15 protein-coding genes are annotated in these 16,652 nt (G+C 72.3%); 6 read left to right on the top strand and 9 right to left on the bottom strand.

Annotated features, from left to right (window positions below; genetic code table 11):
- Positions 1 to 6 precede the first annotated feature (6 nt).
- Genes D4B81_RS04875 through D4B81_RS04850 form a run of 6 tightly spaced genes read right to left on the bottom strand, consistent with a single transcriptional unit; the run spans position 7 to position 8,374 of the window.
- Complete coding sequence (locus D4B81_RS04875) at positions 7 to 1,860, bottom strand: glycoside hydrolase family 2 protein (RefSeq protein WP_122261335.1); 1,854 nt, start codon at positions 1,858 to 1,860, stop codon at positions 7 to 9.
- Entirely contained in the window at positions 1,860 to 2,906 is a 1,047-nt protein-coding gene (locus D4B81_RS04870; protein ID WP_202613570.1) for a glycoside hydrolase family 43 protein, read from the bottom strand. Before D4B81_RS04870 ends, D4B81_RS04875 begins: the two co-directional genes overlap by 1 nt.
- Positions 2,903 to 5,155, bottom strand: a complete 2,253-nt coding sequence (locus D4B81_RS04865) for a glycoside hydrolase family 43 protein (protein ID WP_122261334.1) — start codon at positions 5,153 to 5,155, stop codon at positions 2,903 to 2,905. Before D4B81_RS04865 ends, D4B81_RS04870 begins: the two co-directional genes overlap by 4 nt.
- A gap of 38 nt (positions 5,156 to 5,193) precedes the next feature.
- Positions 5,194 to 6,021, bottom strand: a complete 828-nt coding sequence (locus tag D4B81_RS04860; RefSeq protein WP_122261333.1) for a carbohydrate ABC transporter permease — start codon at positions 6,019 to 6,021, stop codon at positions 5,194 to 5,196.
- Positions 6,018 to 7,016, bottom strand: a complete 999-nt coding sequence (locus D4B81_RS04855) for a carbohydrate ABC transporter permease (protein WP_122261332.1) — start codon at positions 7,014 to 7,016, stop codon at positions 6,018 to 6,020. The genes D4B81_RS04860 and D4B81_RS04855 overlap by 4 nt, the downstream gene beginning before the upstream one ends.
- Positions 7,017 to 7,018: 2 nt before the next feature.
- Positions 7,019 to 8,374, bottom strand: coding sequence for an ABC transporter substrate-binding protein (locus D4B81_RS04850; protein ID WP_122261331.1), 1,356 nt, complete (start codon positions 8,372 to 8,374; stop codon positions 7,019 to 7,021).
- 135 nt (positions 8,375 to 8,509) lie between these two features.
- On the opposite strand from D4B81_RS04850, the gene D4B81_RS04845 reads away from it, so the two are divergent.
- From D4B81_RS04845 to D4B81_RS04825, 6 genes are all read left to right on the top strand, one after another.
- The gene (locus D4B81_RS04845; RefSeq protein ID WP_122261330.1) at positions 8,510 to 9,550 is read left to right on the top strand and encodes a LacI family DNA-binding transcriptional regulator; all 1,041 of its coding nucleotides are present in this window, start codon (positions 8,510 to 8,512) and stop codon (positions 9,548 to 9,550) included.
- Complete coding sequence (locus D4B81_RS04840; RefSeq protein WP_122261329.1) at positions 9,547 to 10,434, top strand: aldose-1-epimerase; 888 nt, start codon at positions 9,547 to 9,549, stop codon at positions 10,432 to 10,434. Before D4B81_RS04845 ends, D4B81_RS04840 begins: the two co-directional genes overlap by 4 nt.
- Positions 10,435 to 10,656: 222 nt before the next feature.
- Positions 10,657 to 11,445, top strand: coding sequence for an alpha/beta fold hydrolase (locus tag D4B81_RS04835; RefSeq protein ID WP_122261439.1), 789 nt, complete (start codon positions 10,657 to 10,659; stop codon positions 11,443 to 11,445).
- A complete protein-coding gene (locus D4B81_RS04830) occupies positions 11,442 to 12,497 on the top strand; it encodes a GNAT family N-acetyltransferase (RefSeq protein WP_122261328.1) in 1,056 nt (351 codons plus the stop codon). The genes D4B81_RS04835 and D4B81_RS04830 overlap by 4 nt, the downstream gene beginning before the upstream one ends.
- 9 nt (positions 12,498 to 12,506) lie before the next feature.
- On the top strand, positions 12,507 to 12,677 hold the full coding sequence (locus D4B81_RS18430; RefSeq protein WP_202613569.1) for a DUF6104 family protein: 171 nt from the start codon (positions 12,507 to 12,509) through the stop codon (positions 12,675 to 12,677).
- Between the two features lie 30 nt (positions 12,678 to 12,707).
- Entirely contained in the window at positions 12,708 to 13,379 is a 672-nt protein-coding gene (locus tag D4B81_RS04825; RefSeq protein ID WP_122261327.1) for a GDSL-type esterase/lipase family protein, read from the top strand.
- 4 nt (positions 13,380 to 13,383) lie between these two features.
- Here D4B81_RS04825 and pheA read toward each other — a convergent pair whose 3' ends face one another.
- The 3 genes from pheA to D4B81_RS04810 all read right to left on the bottom strand — a co-directional run bounded on the left by pheA (position 13,384) and on the right by D4B81_RS04810 (position 16,642).
- Positions 13,384 to 14,313 (bottom strand): prephenate dehydratase, encoded by a 930-nt coding sequence (pheA, locus tag D4B81_RS04820; protein ID WP_122261326.1) that lies wholly within the window; start codon positions 14,311 to 14,313, stop codon positions 13,384 to 13,386.
- A 32-nt stretch (positions 14,314 to 14,345) separates the two neighbouring features.
- Positions 14,346 to 15,839, bottom strand: a complete 1,494-nt coding sequence (locus tag D4B81_RS04815) for a sugar transferase (RefSeq protein WP_202613568.1) — start codon at positions 15,837 to 15,839, stop codon at positions 14,346 to 14,348.
- A gap of 194 nt (positions 15,840 to 16,033) precedes the next feature.
- Entirely contained in the window at positions 16,034 to 16,642 is a 609-nt protein-coding gene (locus D4B81_RS04810; protein ID WP_161964987.1) for an arsenate reductase/protein-tyrosine-phosphatase family protein, read from the bottom strand.
- Positions 16,643 to 16,652: the final 10 nt, after the last annotated feature.

Raw genomic sequence — 16,652 nt, 5'->3', positions numbered from 1 at the left:
CAGCGGTCAGCCGGCGGCCTCGTACGCCGAGGGGTGGTCGAAGATCGCCCGCACACGCTCCATGTCGAGCTTGGCCGACCGGTCGAAGGCGTAGATGCCGTTCTTCTCCTGGAACACGTCGGTGAGCTGGGTGTAGCAGTAGCCGAACATCAGCGGGTCCTGGTCGAGCACACGGGTCAGCCCCTCGGCGCGGGAGTAGAACTCCTCCTCGTCGGCGGGCCGGTTGCCGTACCCCCACGACTCGCCCTCGTCGTTCGTGGCGTCCTCCTCGGTGCGCTCCTGCGGCGGAACCCACCAGATCCCGCCGTACTCGCTGCAGAAGTAGGGCTGGCCGGCGTACGGCGTGGAGTAGTCCGGAGCACCGGGCACCGCTGACCCGGTGTTCTCCCCGGTGTTGGTGTGCGGGCGGCCCGTCGCCAGCCCGCCCATCACCTGGGCGAACTCCCGGGGGTCCTGGGTGTAGTCGTGGCTGTCCCAGACGTCGGTCGTGGGGACCCGGTGGCTGTAGCCCGAGGCGTCGATGACGGGCCGGGTGCGGTCCATCCCCTTGGTGGCCCAGTACATGGCCTGGGTGACGTCGTCCAGGACGGTGAACCGGTCGTGGAGATACTGGTGGGTCTCGTTGAGCGGGCACCAGCCGACGATGCTCGGGTGCGAGTAGTCGCGCTCCACCGCCTCCACCCACTGCGCCACGAACGTCGCACCCGGCTTCTGGTTGTGCCCGGCCGGACCCTGCCCCGACACCCCCCAGTCGGGGAACTCCCCCCAGACGAGGTAACCCCTCCGGTCGCAGTGGTGCAGGAAGCGCTCCTCGGCGATCTTCTGGTGGATCCGGGCGCCGTTGAAACCCGCTGCCAACCCGAGCTCGACGTCGCGGACGAGCGCCTCCTCGCTCGGCGCCGTCATCAGCGACTCCGGCCAGTAGCCCTGGTCGAGCACGAGCCGCTGGAAGACCGGCCGGCCGTTGAGCAGCACCTTGTGACCCTCGACGGCGATGGTCCGCAGCCCCGCGTAGGAGTCGAGCCGGTCGACCACCTCGCCTCCCGCGTCGAGCAGCTCGAACGTCAGACCGTAGAGGTGCGGGTCCTCCGGCTGCCACACCCGCCGCCGGTCCTCGGGCACCTCGAGCCGCAGGCGGGGCACCATCTGCAGGCCCACCCGCGTCTCGGCGACCGCCACCTGCCCGGCGTCGTCGGAGAGGACCGCCCGCACCCGCTGCCCCACCCTGCCGTGACGCACCGTGGCGTCGAGGTCGAGAGCCACGTTGGCGTCGGGCGTGATCCGGGGTCGCTCCAGGTATGCCGTCGGCACCGACTCCAGCCAGACCGTCTGCCAGATCCCGGTGGTGCGGGTGTACTGGCAGTGGGTGTTGGCGAACCACGTCGCCTGCTTGCCCCGCGGCAACGGCTCGTGACGCGGGTCGCGCGCGCGGACGACCAGGGTGCCGCTGCGGCGGCCCGCGAGCGCGTCGGTGAGGTCGAGCGTGAAGCTCGTGTGCCCGCCCCGGTGCCGCCCCACCTCGACGCCGTCGAGCCAGACGGTCGCGTCGTGGTCGACGGCCTGGCAGTGCAGCAGCACCCGGTCACCTTCGGGGAAGGCGTCCGGCAGCTCGACGGTGCGGCGGTACCACACCGCCTCGTGCCAGTCCGGGTCGGCGATGCCCGACAGCTCGGACTCCGGGCAGAAAGGGACGAGGATCGACCCTTCCAGCTCCCGCCCGACCAGCCCTCGCTCCAGCCCCGAGTCGGAGGGGTCGCGCTCGAACTGCCAGGAGCCGTTGAGGTTGAGCCACCTCTCCTCCGCGCGGACGAACTGGGGTCGGGGGTGCTCGGGGCGGGGGATGTCCTGGTGGTGGGTCATCAGCTCTCCGGTGCGATGGGGGAGGAGACGGTGGGCGGCTCGACCTCGACCGACCCGTCGTCGGCGAAGGTCACGCGGGACAGCCACATCTGCCGTCCGACGGAGTCGTCCCCGACCGCGCCGGGCACCCACGCGTGGTAGACCATCCACACCTGGCCGTCGACCTCGACGAGCGAGTTGTGGCCCGGCCCGGCGGCGACGTCGTTGCCGCGCAGCACCGGCTCCTCGTCCTTGACGAACGGGCCCGTGGGGCTGTCCGAGACGGCGTGCCCCACGGCATACCGGTCCGTCCAGAAGCCGTTGCCGGAGTAGAAGAGGTGGAAGCGCCCGTCGTGCTCCCACAGCGAGGGGCCCTCGACGAGCATGTCCTCCCACGGCAGGTCCTGCTGCAGCACGTCAGTCGTCTCCCCCTCGACGCTCATCCCGTCCTCCGACAGCCGCGCCGCCCGGATGAAGGTGTCGACCCCGATGTGGTTGCCGTCGTTCTTCCAGTAGAGCCACGCCGTCCCGTCCGAGGCGACGAAGGGGCTGGTGTCGATCGACCCGCCGTCCTCGATCTCGCAGATCAGCGGCTCGCTGGAGTCGTCCGTGTAGGGACCGGCCGGCGTGTCGGACGTCGCCACCGAGATGCACTGCCGGTCCTGGCCGGCGAGCGCGGTCGTGTAGTACATCCGGTAGGTGCCGTCCGCCCACGCGATCGTCTCCGGGGCCCAGACCTTGCCGGGCGTGGACCACGACGGCAGCTGCGGCAGGGCGTCGCTGCCCTGGCGCCAGGTGACCATGTCCTCGCTCGTGGCGGTCTGGACGTTCATGGCGTTGCCGTTGGTGGCGAAGGCGAGGTAGCCGCCGTCCCCGTCCGCCAGGATGTGCGGGTCGGCGAAGTTGGTCGCGTAGACGGGGTTGGTGAACCCACCGGGGGCGCTCGTCGAGGACGCGTCCGCGGCCTCGCTCGTCGCCGCGCCCTCCCCCTCGCCCTCCGCGGCGCAGCCGGAGAGGGCGAGGACGAGCAGGCCGAGAGGTATGCCGTGGCGCAGGTGGGCGGTCACGGTGCCGTCTCGTAGACGGTCACCTCGTGGAAGCGCGCCTCGACGGGGGGCTGCGCACCGCCGCCCGCGTAGAGACCGACGCGCGGGTCCGCGTCCGCGGGGAAGGTCCACGCGGCCCCCCACACCCAGGACTCGCCGTCGCGGCTGATGCCGGCCCGGTAGACGTGCTCACCGTCGGCGTTCGTGCTGTGCGCGATCCGCATGGACATCGTGGGCGCCGGGGCGCCGATGATCGCGCCGGCGAAGATCGTGCGCGGGTCGCCGGGGGCGACGGCCACCTCGCGGCCGTACTCCACGGTGCGGGTGTTCCAGATGGCGACGCTGCCCAGGCGGGCGAAGTCGTCGTCGGTCTCGTGGACGACGATCCCGGCCTGCTGGTAGTTGCGGACGGTCTCCTCCCCGAGGTCGAGCGTCAGGCTCGTCTCGAGGATCCAGTCGCCGGCGGGCATGTCGCGCAGGAGCAGGGCACCGGAGTTGGTGCCGCCGACGAGGTCCACCGACCGCAGCGGCCAGACGAGGTCGCCACCGGCCACCTCGATGCCGTCGTCCGGCCGCACCCACGACCACGACGGGTCGAGGGCCCCGGCGAAGGTCTCCTGGAAGAGGACCTCCCCGGGCTCGGGGACGGGCGCGAGGGTCGCGGTCTCCTGGTGCACGGTCTGCACGGTGAGGTTGTCGACGCTGGCACCGTCACCGGAGAGCACGACGGGCGCGGCGGTGAGCGAGAAGCCGGGGAACCGCGTGGCGGCGACCGCCATCGGGTCGTTGAGGTCGGAGGCCGACACCTGCGCCTCAATGCCGCGGCCCGCCACCTCCAGGGACAGGCTGCGCCAGCCGTCCCCCCCGGGGAGGACGGCGGTGCCGGTGCTGACCACCTTCCTGCGGCCCATGACGACCTCGGTCCGCAGCACTCCCGCAGGCCCGTCGTGGGTGACCCGGACCTGCTTGGGGGCGGCCCCCAGCGTCACCGAGACCACCTCGTCGGCGCGGACGTCGAGCCGGACCCGGGCCTCGTCGGCCGGTGCCGGGGCGGTGCTCGTCGCGGTGCCCTGCACCACGCCCGTGACGCCGGCCTGGGGGTCCGAGCCCGACGCCATACCCGCGAACGCGGTGGCCGGCTCGGCCGGGTCCCCGGGCAGCAGGGACGAGGTGACCGGCAGCGGCTGCGGCGTGGCCGACGGGCCGGCACCCGCGCGGGTGCGCGGCCACCCGTCGACCCAGTCCAGCCGGTCGACGAGCATCGGACGGCGGTTGATGCCGAACGGCTCGGTCAGCCACGGCTCGTCCTGGTCGATCGCGTGGTAGGCGATGAAGTCGCGTCCCTGCGCGTCGGTGAAGACCGCGTGGTGACCGGCCCCGATCCAGTCGTTCTCGCCGTTCTGCGTGAGCACGGTCGTGCCGCCGGTGACCGAGGCGTTGAGGTCGAGGCCGTCGGCGTCGAGGAAGGGGCCCTGCGGCGAGCGGGACCGTCCGGCGAAGACCGAGTAGCCGGTCGCGGGCCCGGCGCAGCAGTTGGCGGAGCTGGCCGTCAGGTAGTACCAGCCGTCGTGCTCGACGACGTAGGTGCCCTCGTAGCGGTCCCAGGCGGTCACCTGGGTGGGCTCCCCGACCGGTGTCAGGCCGTCGGCGCTCACCTCCACGACGTGGACGCCGCCGAAGTAGGACCCGTAGTAGAGCCAGTGACGCCCGTCGGTGCTGGTGAAGCCGGCCGGGTCGAAGGTCCAGAAGAAGCCCCCGTCACCGGTGGGCCGGGGCGGCACGATCGGTTCGTCCGCCGGGACCCAGGGCCCCGCGGGCGAGTCGGACGTCGCGACCCCGATGGCGGAGTCGCCGCCGGGGTTGACCGTGGTGTCGGTGACGGTGAAGTAGAGGACGTAACGACCGTCGACGTACCTCACGTCCGGGGCCCACAGCCCGGCGGTCGGCTCGGCCCAGGAGGGCCGGTTCTCGTCGGTGAAGAGGGTGCCGAGGTACTCCCAGCTCGACCAGTCCTTGGTCCGGGACACGTGCCCGATGCCCGGAGGGTCACCGGCGCGCAGGGGATCGGCGGTGGCGTAGGCGTACCACCAGCCGTCCTTGCCCTGGATCACCGCCGGGTCGGCGTAGGTGTCGGCGAACGACTCGCTCACCGGGTTGGTGTAGGTGCCGTGCTCGTCGGCGGTCGAGCTCAGCGGGCTGAGCACGGCGCCGCCGAGGGCGAGCGCGGCGAGGACGGACACGGTCGGACGGAGCGTGCGGGTGCGGGACATCGTCGTCTCCTTGAGGTGGACCCCGGGGCGAGGAGCGGTCAGCCCTTGACTCCGGAGCTGGCCACGCCTTCGATCACGAAGCGTTGGACGAAGGTGTAGAGGATGAGGACCGGGAGCGAGGCGATGACGGCGCCGGCCATGATGACCGGGTAGTCGATCGTGTAGGCCCCCTGGAGCTTGGACAGGCCGGGCTGGAGCGTCAGGTTGGCGTCGTTGAAGAGCACGTAGAGCGGCCAGATGAAGTCGTTCCAGTTGGCCAGGAAGCTCAGGACGAGCAGCGTGACCAGCGCCGGGGTGGCGTTGGGCAGCATGATCCGGAAGAACGTCGTGAACGGGCCGGCCCCGTCGATGCGCGCGCTCTCCTCGAACTCCTTGGGCAGCGAGAGGAAGAACTGCCGCATGAAGAACACCCCGAACGCCCCGGCGGCGCCCGGCACGACGATGGCCAGCAGGGTGTCCAGCCAGCCGAACCGGTCGAGCATGAGGAAGTTCGGCATCATGAAGATGAAGCCCGGCACGAACATCGTCGAGATGATGATCGCGAACATGATGTTCTTGCCCCGGAAGTCCATCCGCGCCAGCGCGTAGCCGGCGAGCGAGGCCGTGATCACCACGAGCACCGAGTGCGCCGAGGCCGCGATCAGCGAGTTGAGGAACCAGCGCAGGATGGGGTTGTCGGGCGAGCTGAAGAGCAGCTCGAACGCCCGGGCGGTGAACTCCGACGGCCAGAACGACCAGTCCGCGGCCTGGGCGTCGCCGGGCGTCTTCAGGGCGGTCAGGCCCATCACCACGAGCGGCCCCATGAAGATGAGCGAGAGCAGGAGCAGCAGCACCCACAGCAGCGGGTTGCGGGCGACCTTGGTCATCGGGACACCTCCAGGCTCGCAGGGGTCGCGGGCACGTCGTCCGGACGACGGGTGCCGGTGCCCTTGCGCTGCTGCTTGAGCAGCTTGTTCTGGGCCGCGGCGTCCTTGTCCCGCATCAGCCAGAAGTTGACGATCGAGACCACGCCGAGGAACAGCGCGAGCAGGTAGCTCTCCGCCGCCGCCGCGCCCATCTGGTAGCGCGACAGGCCGAGGTCGAGGATCTCCATGATCGCCGTCTCGGTGGAGTTCGTGGGGCCGCCCTGGGTGATGAGGTAGGACTGCCCGAACATGTTGGCGCTGGCCAGGATCGTCGTCACCATGATGAACACCAGGACGGGCCGCAGGCCGGGGAGCGTCACGTTGACGAACTTGCCCCACCAGCCCGCGCCGTCGAGGGCGGCCGCCTCGTACTGCTCGGTGGGGATGTCGCCCAGCCCGGCGAGGTAGATGATCGCGTTGAAGCCGAGGGTCCACCAGACCGTGACGAAGACGAGGGAGACCCACGCCCAGGGCTGGGAGGTGGTCCAGGCGATCTCGGTGCCGAGGATGTCGTTGACCATGCCGAAGTTGCTGTCCAGCAGGTAGCGCCACATCAGGCCGATGACCGCGACGCCGAGCACGTAGGGGGCGAAGAACATCGCCCGGAAGAAGGTCCGACCCGGGAACCTCTGGTGCAGGAGCAGCGCCAGCAGCAGCGGCAGGACCACGAGGAAGGGCACGCTCGCGACCGTGAAGATCAGGGTGTTCTTCATGCCGTTCCAGAAGTCCGGGTAGTAGACGGACGTCTCGTCGAACAGCGCCGCGTAGTTCTGCAGCCCCACGAAAGGACGGTTGTCCAGCATGTAGTCCCAGTTGTGCAGGCTGATCCACAGGCCCAGCACGGCCGGGATGGCCACGAAGGTGACGAAGAGGACCAGGTACGGCGCCAGGAACAGGTAGGGCGTCAGGGGCGAGCCGGCGCGGCCGCCCGCCCCCGCCGAGGTGCGGCGTGCCATCGTCAGCGGCCGTACTTGGTGGCGTTGTCCTCCAGGATCTTCTGGGCGCGCGCCGCCGCGTCGGCCAGCGCCTTCGCCGGGTCGGCGCCGCCGAGCACCGAGGCGTTGAGCGCCTTGTCGAACTCGCCCATGCAGTCGCCGATGCCGGGGACGGCCGGCAGGAACTTGAGGTCGTCGATCTGGCTGGCCAGCGTGTTCTGCTCCTCCAGCGAGGTGAACTCCTCGGCCTCCCGTGCGGAGTTGCGGGCGGGGACCTGACCGGCCTCGCCCCAGGCCTGGGACTGCTCGCTGATCCAGTTGAGGAACACCCGCGAGGCCTGGGCCTTGTTCTCGTCGGCCGACTTCTGCACGGGGAGCACGAACTGGTGCGACCCTGCCCACGCCGCCGGCGTGCCGCCGATGTTGGGCAGGGCGGCGACGCCCCACTCCAGGTCGGTCTGCTTCAGGTCGTTGATCTGCCAGATGCCGTTCCAGTTGAAGGCGTTCTCGCCGTTCTTCAGGGCGACGTAGTCGGCGTCCTGGTCGACCTTGGCCGGGGAGTACCCCTGCTTGATGAGGTCGGCCCACCAGGTCATCGCCTTGACGCCCGGCTCCTCGGCCCACAGGACCGTGGTGCCGTCCTCGTTGAAGAGGCTGCCGCCGAACTGGTAGATGAGGCTCTGCACCGACAGCCCGCCGGTGAAGGGGAACGGGCTGGCCCAGTGGCCCTGGATGCCGGCGCCCTTGAGGGCCTCGAGCGCCTCCATGTAGGACGCCTCGTCGGTGGGCGGGGCCTCGGGGTCGAGACCGGCCTCCTCCATGAGCGCCTTGTTGTAGTAGAAGCCGAGCGGGTGGACGTCCAGCGGGATGGCGAAGCGCTTGCCGTCGAAGATGCCGGCCTGCCACGGCACGGGGGCGAAGTCCGACTCCTGCAGCTCCAGCGCGGTGGCGACGTCGTCGAGCGGCTGGATGACGTTGCGCGCGGCGTTGGTGGCGACGGAGTCGACGTGCATGATGCCCACGTCGGGACCGTTGCCCGAGGACACCGCGGTCGGCAGCTTGGAGTAGTAGTCGGCCCACTGCATGGTCGTCATCGTCACCGCGATGTTGGCGTGCTCGGTGTTGAACTGGTCGACCAGGGCCTTCATCGTCGGGCCGTCACCGCCGGTGAAGCCGTTCCAGAAGGCCAGGTCCACGTTCGGACCGTCGTAGCCGCTCGCGCCGCCGTCACCGCTCGCGGCGACGGGATCGGCCCCGCCCGCGTCCCGGGGCGAGGTGCCTCCGCCGCAGGCGGCCAGCGTGGCCGACATGCCTCCGGCTGCGGCCAGCGACAGGAAGGTCCGGCGGTTGAAGGGGGTGCGGCTGCTCTGCGGGTTCATTGCGACGTCCTTGTCTCCCGGGTTTACAACGGATCACCGTTGCGGCTCTGCCTGAGTATGCCGGTGGTGTGCAACGTTGTAAAGACGAACCGGCACGGCCCCCGGCGCGACCCTCCCGCCCCCTACGATGACCGCATGGCGGTCAGGCTGAAGGACGTGGCGCTCCATGCCGGGGTGTCCGTCAAGACCGTCTCGAACGTGGTCAACGACCAGCCCCACGTCAGTCCGGCGATGCGCGAGCGGGTGAGCGCGTCGCTGACCGCCCTCGGCTACCGGCCCAACCTCGCCGCCCGCCAGCTCAAGCACGGGCGCGGCGGCTTCATCGCGATGGCCCTGCCGCAGCTCACCCAGCCGTACTTCGCCGAGGTCGCCGCGCGGTTGTCCGAGCAGGCGACCCGTCGCGGGTTCCTCCTCCTCCTCGACGAGACCGGCGGGGACCCCGAGCAGGAGCGTCTCGTCCTCTCCGGCATCCGGGCCCACATGGTCGACGGCGTCATCCTCAGCCCGCTGACCCTGACCGCGGAGGAGATCGCCGCCCGCACCGACAGCCTCCCCCTGGTGCTGCTGGGCGAGCGGCGGACACCGACGCAGTTCGACCACGTGGCGGTGGACTCGGTCGCGGCGTCCCGAGCGATGGGCGAGCACCTGCTCGGCACCGGCCGTCGCCGGCTGGCCGCGCTCGGGCGGCAGCTGCGCGAGGGCACCGCCTCGGTCCGGCTGCGGGGCTACCGGGAGGCGCTCGACGCCGCCGGGGTCGAGCTTCCGGCCGAACGGGTGGTGCGCGTGCGGGGGTTCGGTCGGGCGGAGGGCTACCTCGGGATGCGCGCCCTGCTCGACCTGCCCGCGGCCCACCGCCCGGACGCCGTCTTCGCCTTCAACGACCTGATGGCCGTCGGCGCGCTCCGAGCCTGTTTCGAGGCAGGGGTCCGGGTCCCCGACGACATCGCCGTCGCGGGGTTCGACGACATCCCCGAGGGGCGCTTCCACACCCCGGCCCTGACGACGATCCGCCCGGACCTGGACGCCCTGACCCGCACCGTCCTCGACCTGCTGATCGACCGGATCAACGGGTCGACGGCGCAGCCCGCCCACCCCGACGTGCCGTGGTCCCTCGTGCCGCGGGAGTCCACCACCGGCACCCGCCACCCCGTCGTCGTCCTCGAGGAGAGCGCATGACCGTCAACGGCAGCATCACCACGCTCGTTGCCGGGAGCTACGAGGCCCGGGTCGGGCAGGTGGGGGCCAGCCTGCTGTCCCTCACCCACCGGGGCCGGCACCTCGTCCAGCCCGTCCGCGCGGACGACGACCTCGCCGACGGCTACCAGGGCCGCACCCTGGTCCCGTGGCCGAACCGGGTGGTGGGCGGCCGGTACGAGGTGGGCGGCACGTCATACCGGCTGCCGGTGGACGAGCCGCAGACGGGAGCGGCCCTGCACGGGCTCGGGGCCTTCCAGGCATGGGACCTGCAGACCTCCTCGTCGGGGGCGGGGTCGTGGGTCCTGGACCTGCCGGCGACCTACGGCTACCCCTTCGACGTGCTCTGCCGGGCCACCTACGCGCTGGACGCTGGGCAGGGGCTCACCCTGACCGTCACCGGCACGAACCAGGGGTCCGGACCCGCACCGTTCGGTGCCTCCACCCACCCCTACCTCTCCTGCGACGACCGGCCGCTGGCGGAGTGCACGCTGCACCTCCCGGCGCCGACCGTGCTCCTCACCGACGAGCGGCTCTCGCCGGCGGGGCTGGCCCCGGTGGCGGGCACCCCGCACGACTTCCTCGCGCCCACGGAGGTGGGTGAGCGGCTGGTCGACAACGCCTACACCGACCTGCCGGAGGGCCGGTGGGTGGTCGAGCTCACCCACCCGGACACGGTGGGCGTGCGGATGACGAGCGAGGCCCGCTGGGTCCAGCTCTACACCGGCGACCGGATCGGCCGGCGGGGCGCGGCGATCGAGCCGATGACCTGTCCCCCGGACGCCTTCAACAGCGACCCGGACGGCGTCCTCCTGCAGCCGGGCGACTCCCGGTCGCTGACGCTGACGCTCGCCGCGATCCTCTGACCACCCGCCCGCCCACCCACCCACCGCCCGCCCGCCGCCCGCCTGACCTCCCTCGTCGCGGCAACTCACAGGCGGCAATCGTGTGAAAGGGCGGATGCATCCGGCGTTCTTGAGGGTTCGGGCCTGTGAGTGCCGCAGAGGGCGGGCACGGCGCGGCGGGGACGTCGGCGCACGGTCCGACCACCATCCCCCGGGCCGCCGGTGGTGCCCTACCGTGTCCCGGTGACCATCAGCACCGACGTCGTCGGCGAGGGACCGGCTGTCCTCCTCCTGCACGCGGGCGTGGCGGACTCCAGGATGTGGCACCACCAGCGGGACGTCCTCGTGACCGCGGGCTACCGGGTGGTCCTTCCCGACCTGCGGGGCTTCGGCAGGACCCCGGCCGGGACCCGGCCGTGGGACGCGGCGGACGACGTCCTCGAGGTGGCGGACACCCTCGCGCTCGACCGGTTCGCCCTCGTCGGTGCCTCGGCGGGGGGCTCCGTCGCGCTGCGGGTCGCGACCCGGACGCCCGCCCGGGTGGCCGCCCTGGCCCTCCTGTGCCCCGCGGCCCCCGACCTCACCCCGTCGGAGGAGCTCCGGCGGCTGTGGCGGGAGGAGGTCAGGCTCGTCGACGCGGGCGACCTCGACGGCGCCTCGGAACTCATGGTCGATCACTTCGTCGGCCCCGAGGCGGACGACGCCGCCCGGGAGCTCGTCCTGACGATGCAGCACCGGGCCTACACCCTCCAGCTGGCCGCCGGCGCGGCCGAGGAGTCCGACGACGACACCCCCCTCGACCTCGCCGACGTGACCGCGCCGACCCTGGCCGTGGCGGGCGGCCACGACCTCCCGGACTTCTCCGCGACCGCCCGTCGGGTGGCCGGGGAGGTCCCGCACGGCAAGCTGGTGGAGCTCGCCTGGGCCGGTCACCTGCCCAGCCTCGAGCGTCCGGTCGAGACCAGCCGGCTCGTGCTGGGTCACCTGGACCACGTCCGCGGCGTGGAGCGTTTGGCACACTGGCCCGCATGACCGTCAGCGCCGCCGGACCTGCCCTGCCCGCCGGGTTCACCGCCTACCCGCCCGACGCCGACGACCTGGACGACCTCGCGCGGCTCCTGCGCAGGCACGAGCGGGAGGCGCGGGGCTGGCCGGGGGCGGACAGCCAGTCGGTGGCCGCCGAGGTCACCGGCCGCGGCGCCAGCACCCGGCTGCACGAGGTGGTCCGCGACGCCGACGGGGTCCTGCGCGCCTGGATCAACTGCCACGACCGGGCCGCGGGACGGGTGCTGGTGGGCGTGACGGTCGACCCCGACCTGCCCGACCACCACGCCGACCCTCTGGCCGCGCACGGCTTCGGCCGGGCCGAGGACCTCGGACGGGAGGTGCTGGAGCGCCGCGGCATGGCCACCACCCAGCTGGACTCGGGCGCCTACGCCGACGACCCGCGCCAGCAGCGGTGGCTCGCGGCGGCCGGCTACGAGCAGGTCCGCGAGTGGTGGCAGATGACCCGGCCGGTGGACCCGGGGACGGATGCCGAGCCGGTGGTGACCCGGCCCGGCGTCGAGATCCGCCGCGTCCGGCGTGACGACGGCGTGGGGATGCCGCAGGAGGAGGACCTGCGCGCCGTGCACCTCGTCCTCGAGGAGTCCTTCGCCGACCACTTCAACTCCTACCGCGAGACCTTCGAGGAGTTCGTCAACCGGCTGCGCGAGGATCCGGGGCACCGCTGGGACCACTGGTGGCTCGCCACCGTCGACGGCGAGCCGGCCGGTGCACTCGTCGCCACCACCTCGACGGGGGGCGTCGACGAGCACGGACGCGCCCGCCCCGACTCCACCTACGTGGAGTACATCGGCGTCCACCGCCGGGCCCGGGGCCGCGGGGTGGCCAAGTCCCTCCTGCGCACGGTCGTCGCGGACGCCGCCGTCCGGGGGCGCGAGTCGGTCAAGCTCGAGGTGGACGCCCACTCGCCCACGGGGGCCGACGGGCTCTACCTCAGCCTGGGCTGGACCACGGCCTACACGACGCAGTCCTGGCACCGCAGCCTGAGCCTCCCGGGCTCGGCGGGGCCCGGGCGTTAACCTGCCTACGTGTACTTCACCGACCGTGGGATCGAGGAGCTGGCCGAGCGCCGGGGCGGGGACGAGGTGACGCTGGGCTGGCTGTCCGAGCAGCTGCGGACCTTCGTCGACCTGCACCCCGAGTTCGAGACCCCGGTCGACCGGCTGGCGACCTGGCTCGCCCGGGACGACGACGAGTGAGCGACCCAGCATGGCGGAGGCGATGACGACGTGACCACCGACGAGCGGACCGACGGGGGACCCGTCGACCTGCACTACACCCCCAGCGCGGACTTCACGGTCACGGAGGGACCGCGCGACATCGGGCTCTGCTTCGTGGGCGACGGCTTCGTGGCCGGGTACGGCGACCCGAAGGCCCTGGGCTGGGTCTCCCGGGTGGTGGGCCGCACGGACACCCAGGACGCCGGCCTGACCTCCTACAACCTCGGCGTGCGCGGCAGCAGCTCGGCCGACGTGATGAACCGGTGGCGGGTGGAGTGCCCGCCGCGCTGGGCGGGCAGGTCGGAGCGGCGGCTCGTCGTCTCGATGGGCGCCGAGGACGTCGCGCAGGGACTGACGACCGCGCGTTCGCGACTCAACATGGCGAACATCCTCGACGAGGCCAGCTCGACGGGGATCGCCTGCTTCGTGGTCGGCCCCACCCCGACGCTGGACCACGAGGTCAACGACCGGGTCCGGGTGCTCATGGAGGCCCAGTCCGACGTGTGCCAGCGCCGCGGCGTGCCGTTCGTGGACTGCTTCACCCCGCTCGCGTCCCACGACCAGTGGCAGTCGGACCTCGCCGCGGGCGACGCGGTCCACCCCGGTCAGGCCGGTTACGGCCTGATCGCCTGGCTGGTGCTCAACAACGGCTGGCAGCACTGGCTGCGGCTGGACGCCTGAGGGCCTACCCCCGGGTCAGCCGTTCCACCCATCCCTGGGCCTCTGCGTAGGCGTCGTCGTCGGCGTGCGGCGGCACCTCGGCCGCCCGACCGTCGGCGCGCGGGTAGGAGCCGAGGAAGCGCACCTCGCGGCAGGTGCGGCGCAACCCGGTGAGCGCCTCGCGCATCCGCTGCTCGGACAGGTGGGCGTCGGCGTCGATCCAGAAGCAGTACTCCCCCAGGCCCTCCCCCGTCGGCCGCGACTCCAGGCGGCTCAGGTCGATGCCCCGGGTGGCGAACTGCTCCAGCAGCTCCAGCAGCGCGCCCGGTCGGTTCTGCCAGATGAGCACGACCAGGGTGGTCCGGTCGCCCCCGGTCGGCGCGGGCAGGGCCGCGCCCCGGCGCAGCACGACGAACCTGGTCACCGCTCCCTCGCGGTCGGCGATGTGCTCCGCTGCCGGGACCAGCCGGTATGCCGTCGCCGCGCCGGGAGCGGCGACGGCGGCGTCATACCCGCCCTCGGCCACCGCCTGGGCGGCCCGCGCGGTGGAGCTCTCGGGCACCTGCTGCGCCTGCGGCAACCGGGCCGAGAGCCAGTCGCGGGTCTGGGCGAACGCGTGCGGGTGGGAGGCGACCGTGCGCACCTGCCCGAGCGTGGTGCCCGGCCGGACGAGGAGGGAGAACTGCACCTCGACGTGGAGCTCGCCGATGATCCGCACCCCGTCGTCGGTGCTCCCGTCCAGGAGCGCCTGGAGGGTCGCGGGGACCGATCCCTCGACGGAGTTCTCGAACGGGACGACGGCCTCGCGCACGCGCCCCTCGCGCAGCGCCTCGACGGCCGCCGGCACGCTCGGCGCCGGCCAGGCGTCGGCGGCGTCGTCGGGGGCCCACTGCCTCGCGGCCTGCTCCGTGAAGGTGCCCGCGGGGCCGAGGTAGGCGATCTGGGCGCTGGTCACGCCCGCACCCTACCCACCGGCGCGCGGGCCGGTCAGTAGGCGCCGGAGGTGTCCGGGCGCACGACCACGGCCGCGGTCCGCCACAGGATCATCAGGTCGAGGAGGGGGGTCCAGTTCTCGACGTAGTAGAGGTCCAGGCGGATCGACTCGTCCCAGGCCAGGTCGCTGCGGCCGCTGATCTGCCACAGGCCGGTCATGCCCGGCTTGACGAGCAGCCGGCGCCGGGCGTCCACCTCGTACTCGGCGACCTCGCGGGGCAGCGGCGGCCGTGGCCCCACCAGGCTCATGTCGCCGCGCACGACGTTGAGGAGCTGGGGCAGCTCGTCGAGGGAGTAGCGGCGGATCACCTGGCCGACGCGGGTCACCCGCGGGTCGCTGCGCATCTTGAACAGCGGACCCGAGCCCTCCGAGGCCAGGAGCAGCCGGGGCAGGTGGTTCTCCGCGTCGACGACCATGCTGCGGAACTTGTACATCGAGAAGGTGCGGCCGTCGCGGCCCACCCGCTCCTGGCGGAAGAGCACCGGGCCGCCGTCCTCGAGCTTGACGGCCAGCGCCACCCCCAGGATCAGGGGCAGCAGGATGATGCTGCCGAGGATGGCCATGGCCCGGTCGCTGACGTTCTTGAGGACGAGCTGGGGCCCGGCGAAGGTCGGTGCCTCGACATGGATGAGCGGCAGGCCCTGCACCGGACGGGTGAGGACCCGGGGCCCGGCGACGTCCATGATCCCCGGGGCGACAACCAGGTCGATGTCGGTGCCCTCGAGGGCCCAGCCCAGCTTGCGCAGACCCGTCTGCCCCAGGCCGGCCGAGGAGGAGACCGCGACGACGTTGACGTCGAGCTCCAGGGCTCGGACGAGCACGTCGGCCTCCTGCCCCACCACCGGGACCCCTGCGACCTTGCCGGCGGGGGTGGCGTCGACGCAGGCGCCGAGGACGTGGTAGCCCGCGTCGGGGGCCCGGCGCAGGGCCACGACGAGACTGGCCACGTGCTCGCGGTCGCCGACGAGCAGGACCCGGTCCGAGAGCAACCCGCGGCGCCGCTGACGGACGAGCCAGCGACGGGCCGACCAGCGGCCGGCGAGAAGGAGGACGGTGCCCAGCGGGAAGGCGATGAGCACGAAGAGGCGCGCGAAGTCGAGCTTGAGGGCGAACGCGACGATGGCCAGCACGGCGAAGAGCCACGTCGAGGCCTGGAACACCTGGCGGTACTCCTGCACCCCGTGGCCGACGAGCCGGCCGTCGTAGGCGTTCTGCAGCCGCAGGCTGAGCAGCCAGCCGACCCCGAGCGCCACGGACACCGAGGTGTAACCGATCGAGAACCAGGGCGCGTTGAGCGAGGGCGAGTCGGTGCCGAAGCGCAGCAGGTGCGCGGCGAGCAGGGCGAGGGTGACGCACACGACGTCGAGGAGACGGATCGTGCGCAGGTAGCCCCTCAGATACCTGCGGGCCCCGGCCGTGGTGCGCACGCGGGAGCTACGGCCCAGCGCGAACGCGTCGGGCATGACGAAGAACGGAGGCGCACCCACGGCTCGCTCGCCGTAGACCGCAGTCACCCCCGACCGCGGAGAGACCTCGATTGAAGCTGTCACTGATGACCCATCTGCCGTGCTGGCAGGAAGGCCGACTATTCACGGGACCGGCATTCTTCCTTACCAACTCTTTACCCTCGGGCATTTAATCAGTCCCTACCCCACCGCGTCTACCCTCATGCGCAGCGAAGTCAGGAAACCCCCGGGGGTATGACTGGGGAGGGTCGGGCCCTGAGCGCCCGCAGCAGGTGCGGGAGAGCCGTCGAGACCTGGTCGCGCATGAGGTCGTAGGTGGCGTCCTCGCGCCGGAAGGGATCGACGACGTCGTGGTCCGCAGCCTCGGCCGGCAGGTGCAGACCCCGGTTCTGGACGGCGACCCGGACCAGCTCGCGGACCTGCTCCGCGGGGTCGTCGCGGGCCGGGAGCTCGTCGTCGGCGAGGCGGGAGACGATGTCAGCCAGCTCACGCACGGTGAAGGTGCGCTTCAGCGCGCGCGGGTGCATCCGCACGACCTGGGCCCGGTGCTCCCGCGTCGCCGTGAGGACGAGGTCCGCCCCGGCGACCATCGGCTCCGCCAGGCGGCGGGCCCGGAAGCCGTCGGCCCGGCCGCCGAGGCCGGCCAGCACCCTGGCCGCGCGCTCGTCGATCGGGTGGTCGACCAGCGCTCCGGTCCCGGCCGAGCGCACCTGGACGGCGCCGGCGCCGTAGCGTTCGTCGAGCCCGGCCTGCAGGACGCGCTCGACGACGGGGGACCGGCAGATGTTGCCGGTGCACACCACCAGGATCGCAGCGTTGTCCACGGGGCTCACC

Origin of the sequence: Ornithinimicrobium cerasi (genome assembly GCF_003702705.1) — a bacterium.
Lineage (GTDB): Bacteria > Actinomycetota > Actinomycetes > Actinomycetales > Dermatophilaceae > Ornithinicoccus > Ornithinicoccus cerasi.
This window is presented reverse-complemented; position numbering and strand designations above follow the sequence as displayed.

Coding starts and splice junctions, on each gene's coding strand:
- D4B81_RS04840 (WP_122261329.1), top strand. CDS start 9,547: ATGACCGTCAACGGCAGCATCACCACGCTCGTTGCCGGGAGCTACGAG.
- D4B81_RS04850 (WP_122261331.1), bottom strand. CDS start 8,374: ATGAACCCGCAGAGCAGCCGCACCCCCTTCAACCGCCGGACCTTCCTG.
- D4B81_RS04830 (WP_122261328.1), top strand. CDS start 11,442: ATGACCGTCAGCGCCGCCGGACCTGCCCTGCCCGCCGGGTTCACCGCC.
- D4B81_RS04855 (WP_122261332.1), bottom strand. CDS start 7,016: ATGGCACGCCGCACCTCGGCGGGGGCGGGCGGCCGCGCCGGCTCGCCC.
- D4B81_RS04845 (WP_122261330.1), top strand. CDS start 8,510: ATGGCGGTCAGGCTGAAGGACGTGGCGCTCCATGCCGGGGTGTCCGTC.
- D4B81_RS04865 (WP_122261334.1), bottom strand. CDS start 5,155: ATGTCCCGCACCCGCACGCTCCGTCCGACCGTGTCCGTCCTCGCCGCG.
- D4B81_RS04860 (WP_122261333.1), bottom strand. CDS start 6,021: ATGACCAAGGTCGCCCGCAACCCGCTGCTGTGGGTGCTGCTGCTCCTG.
- D4B81_RS04875 (WP_122261335.1), bottom strand. CDS start 1,860: ATGACCCACCACCAGGACATCCCCCGCCCCGAGCACCCCCGACCCCAG.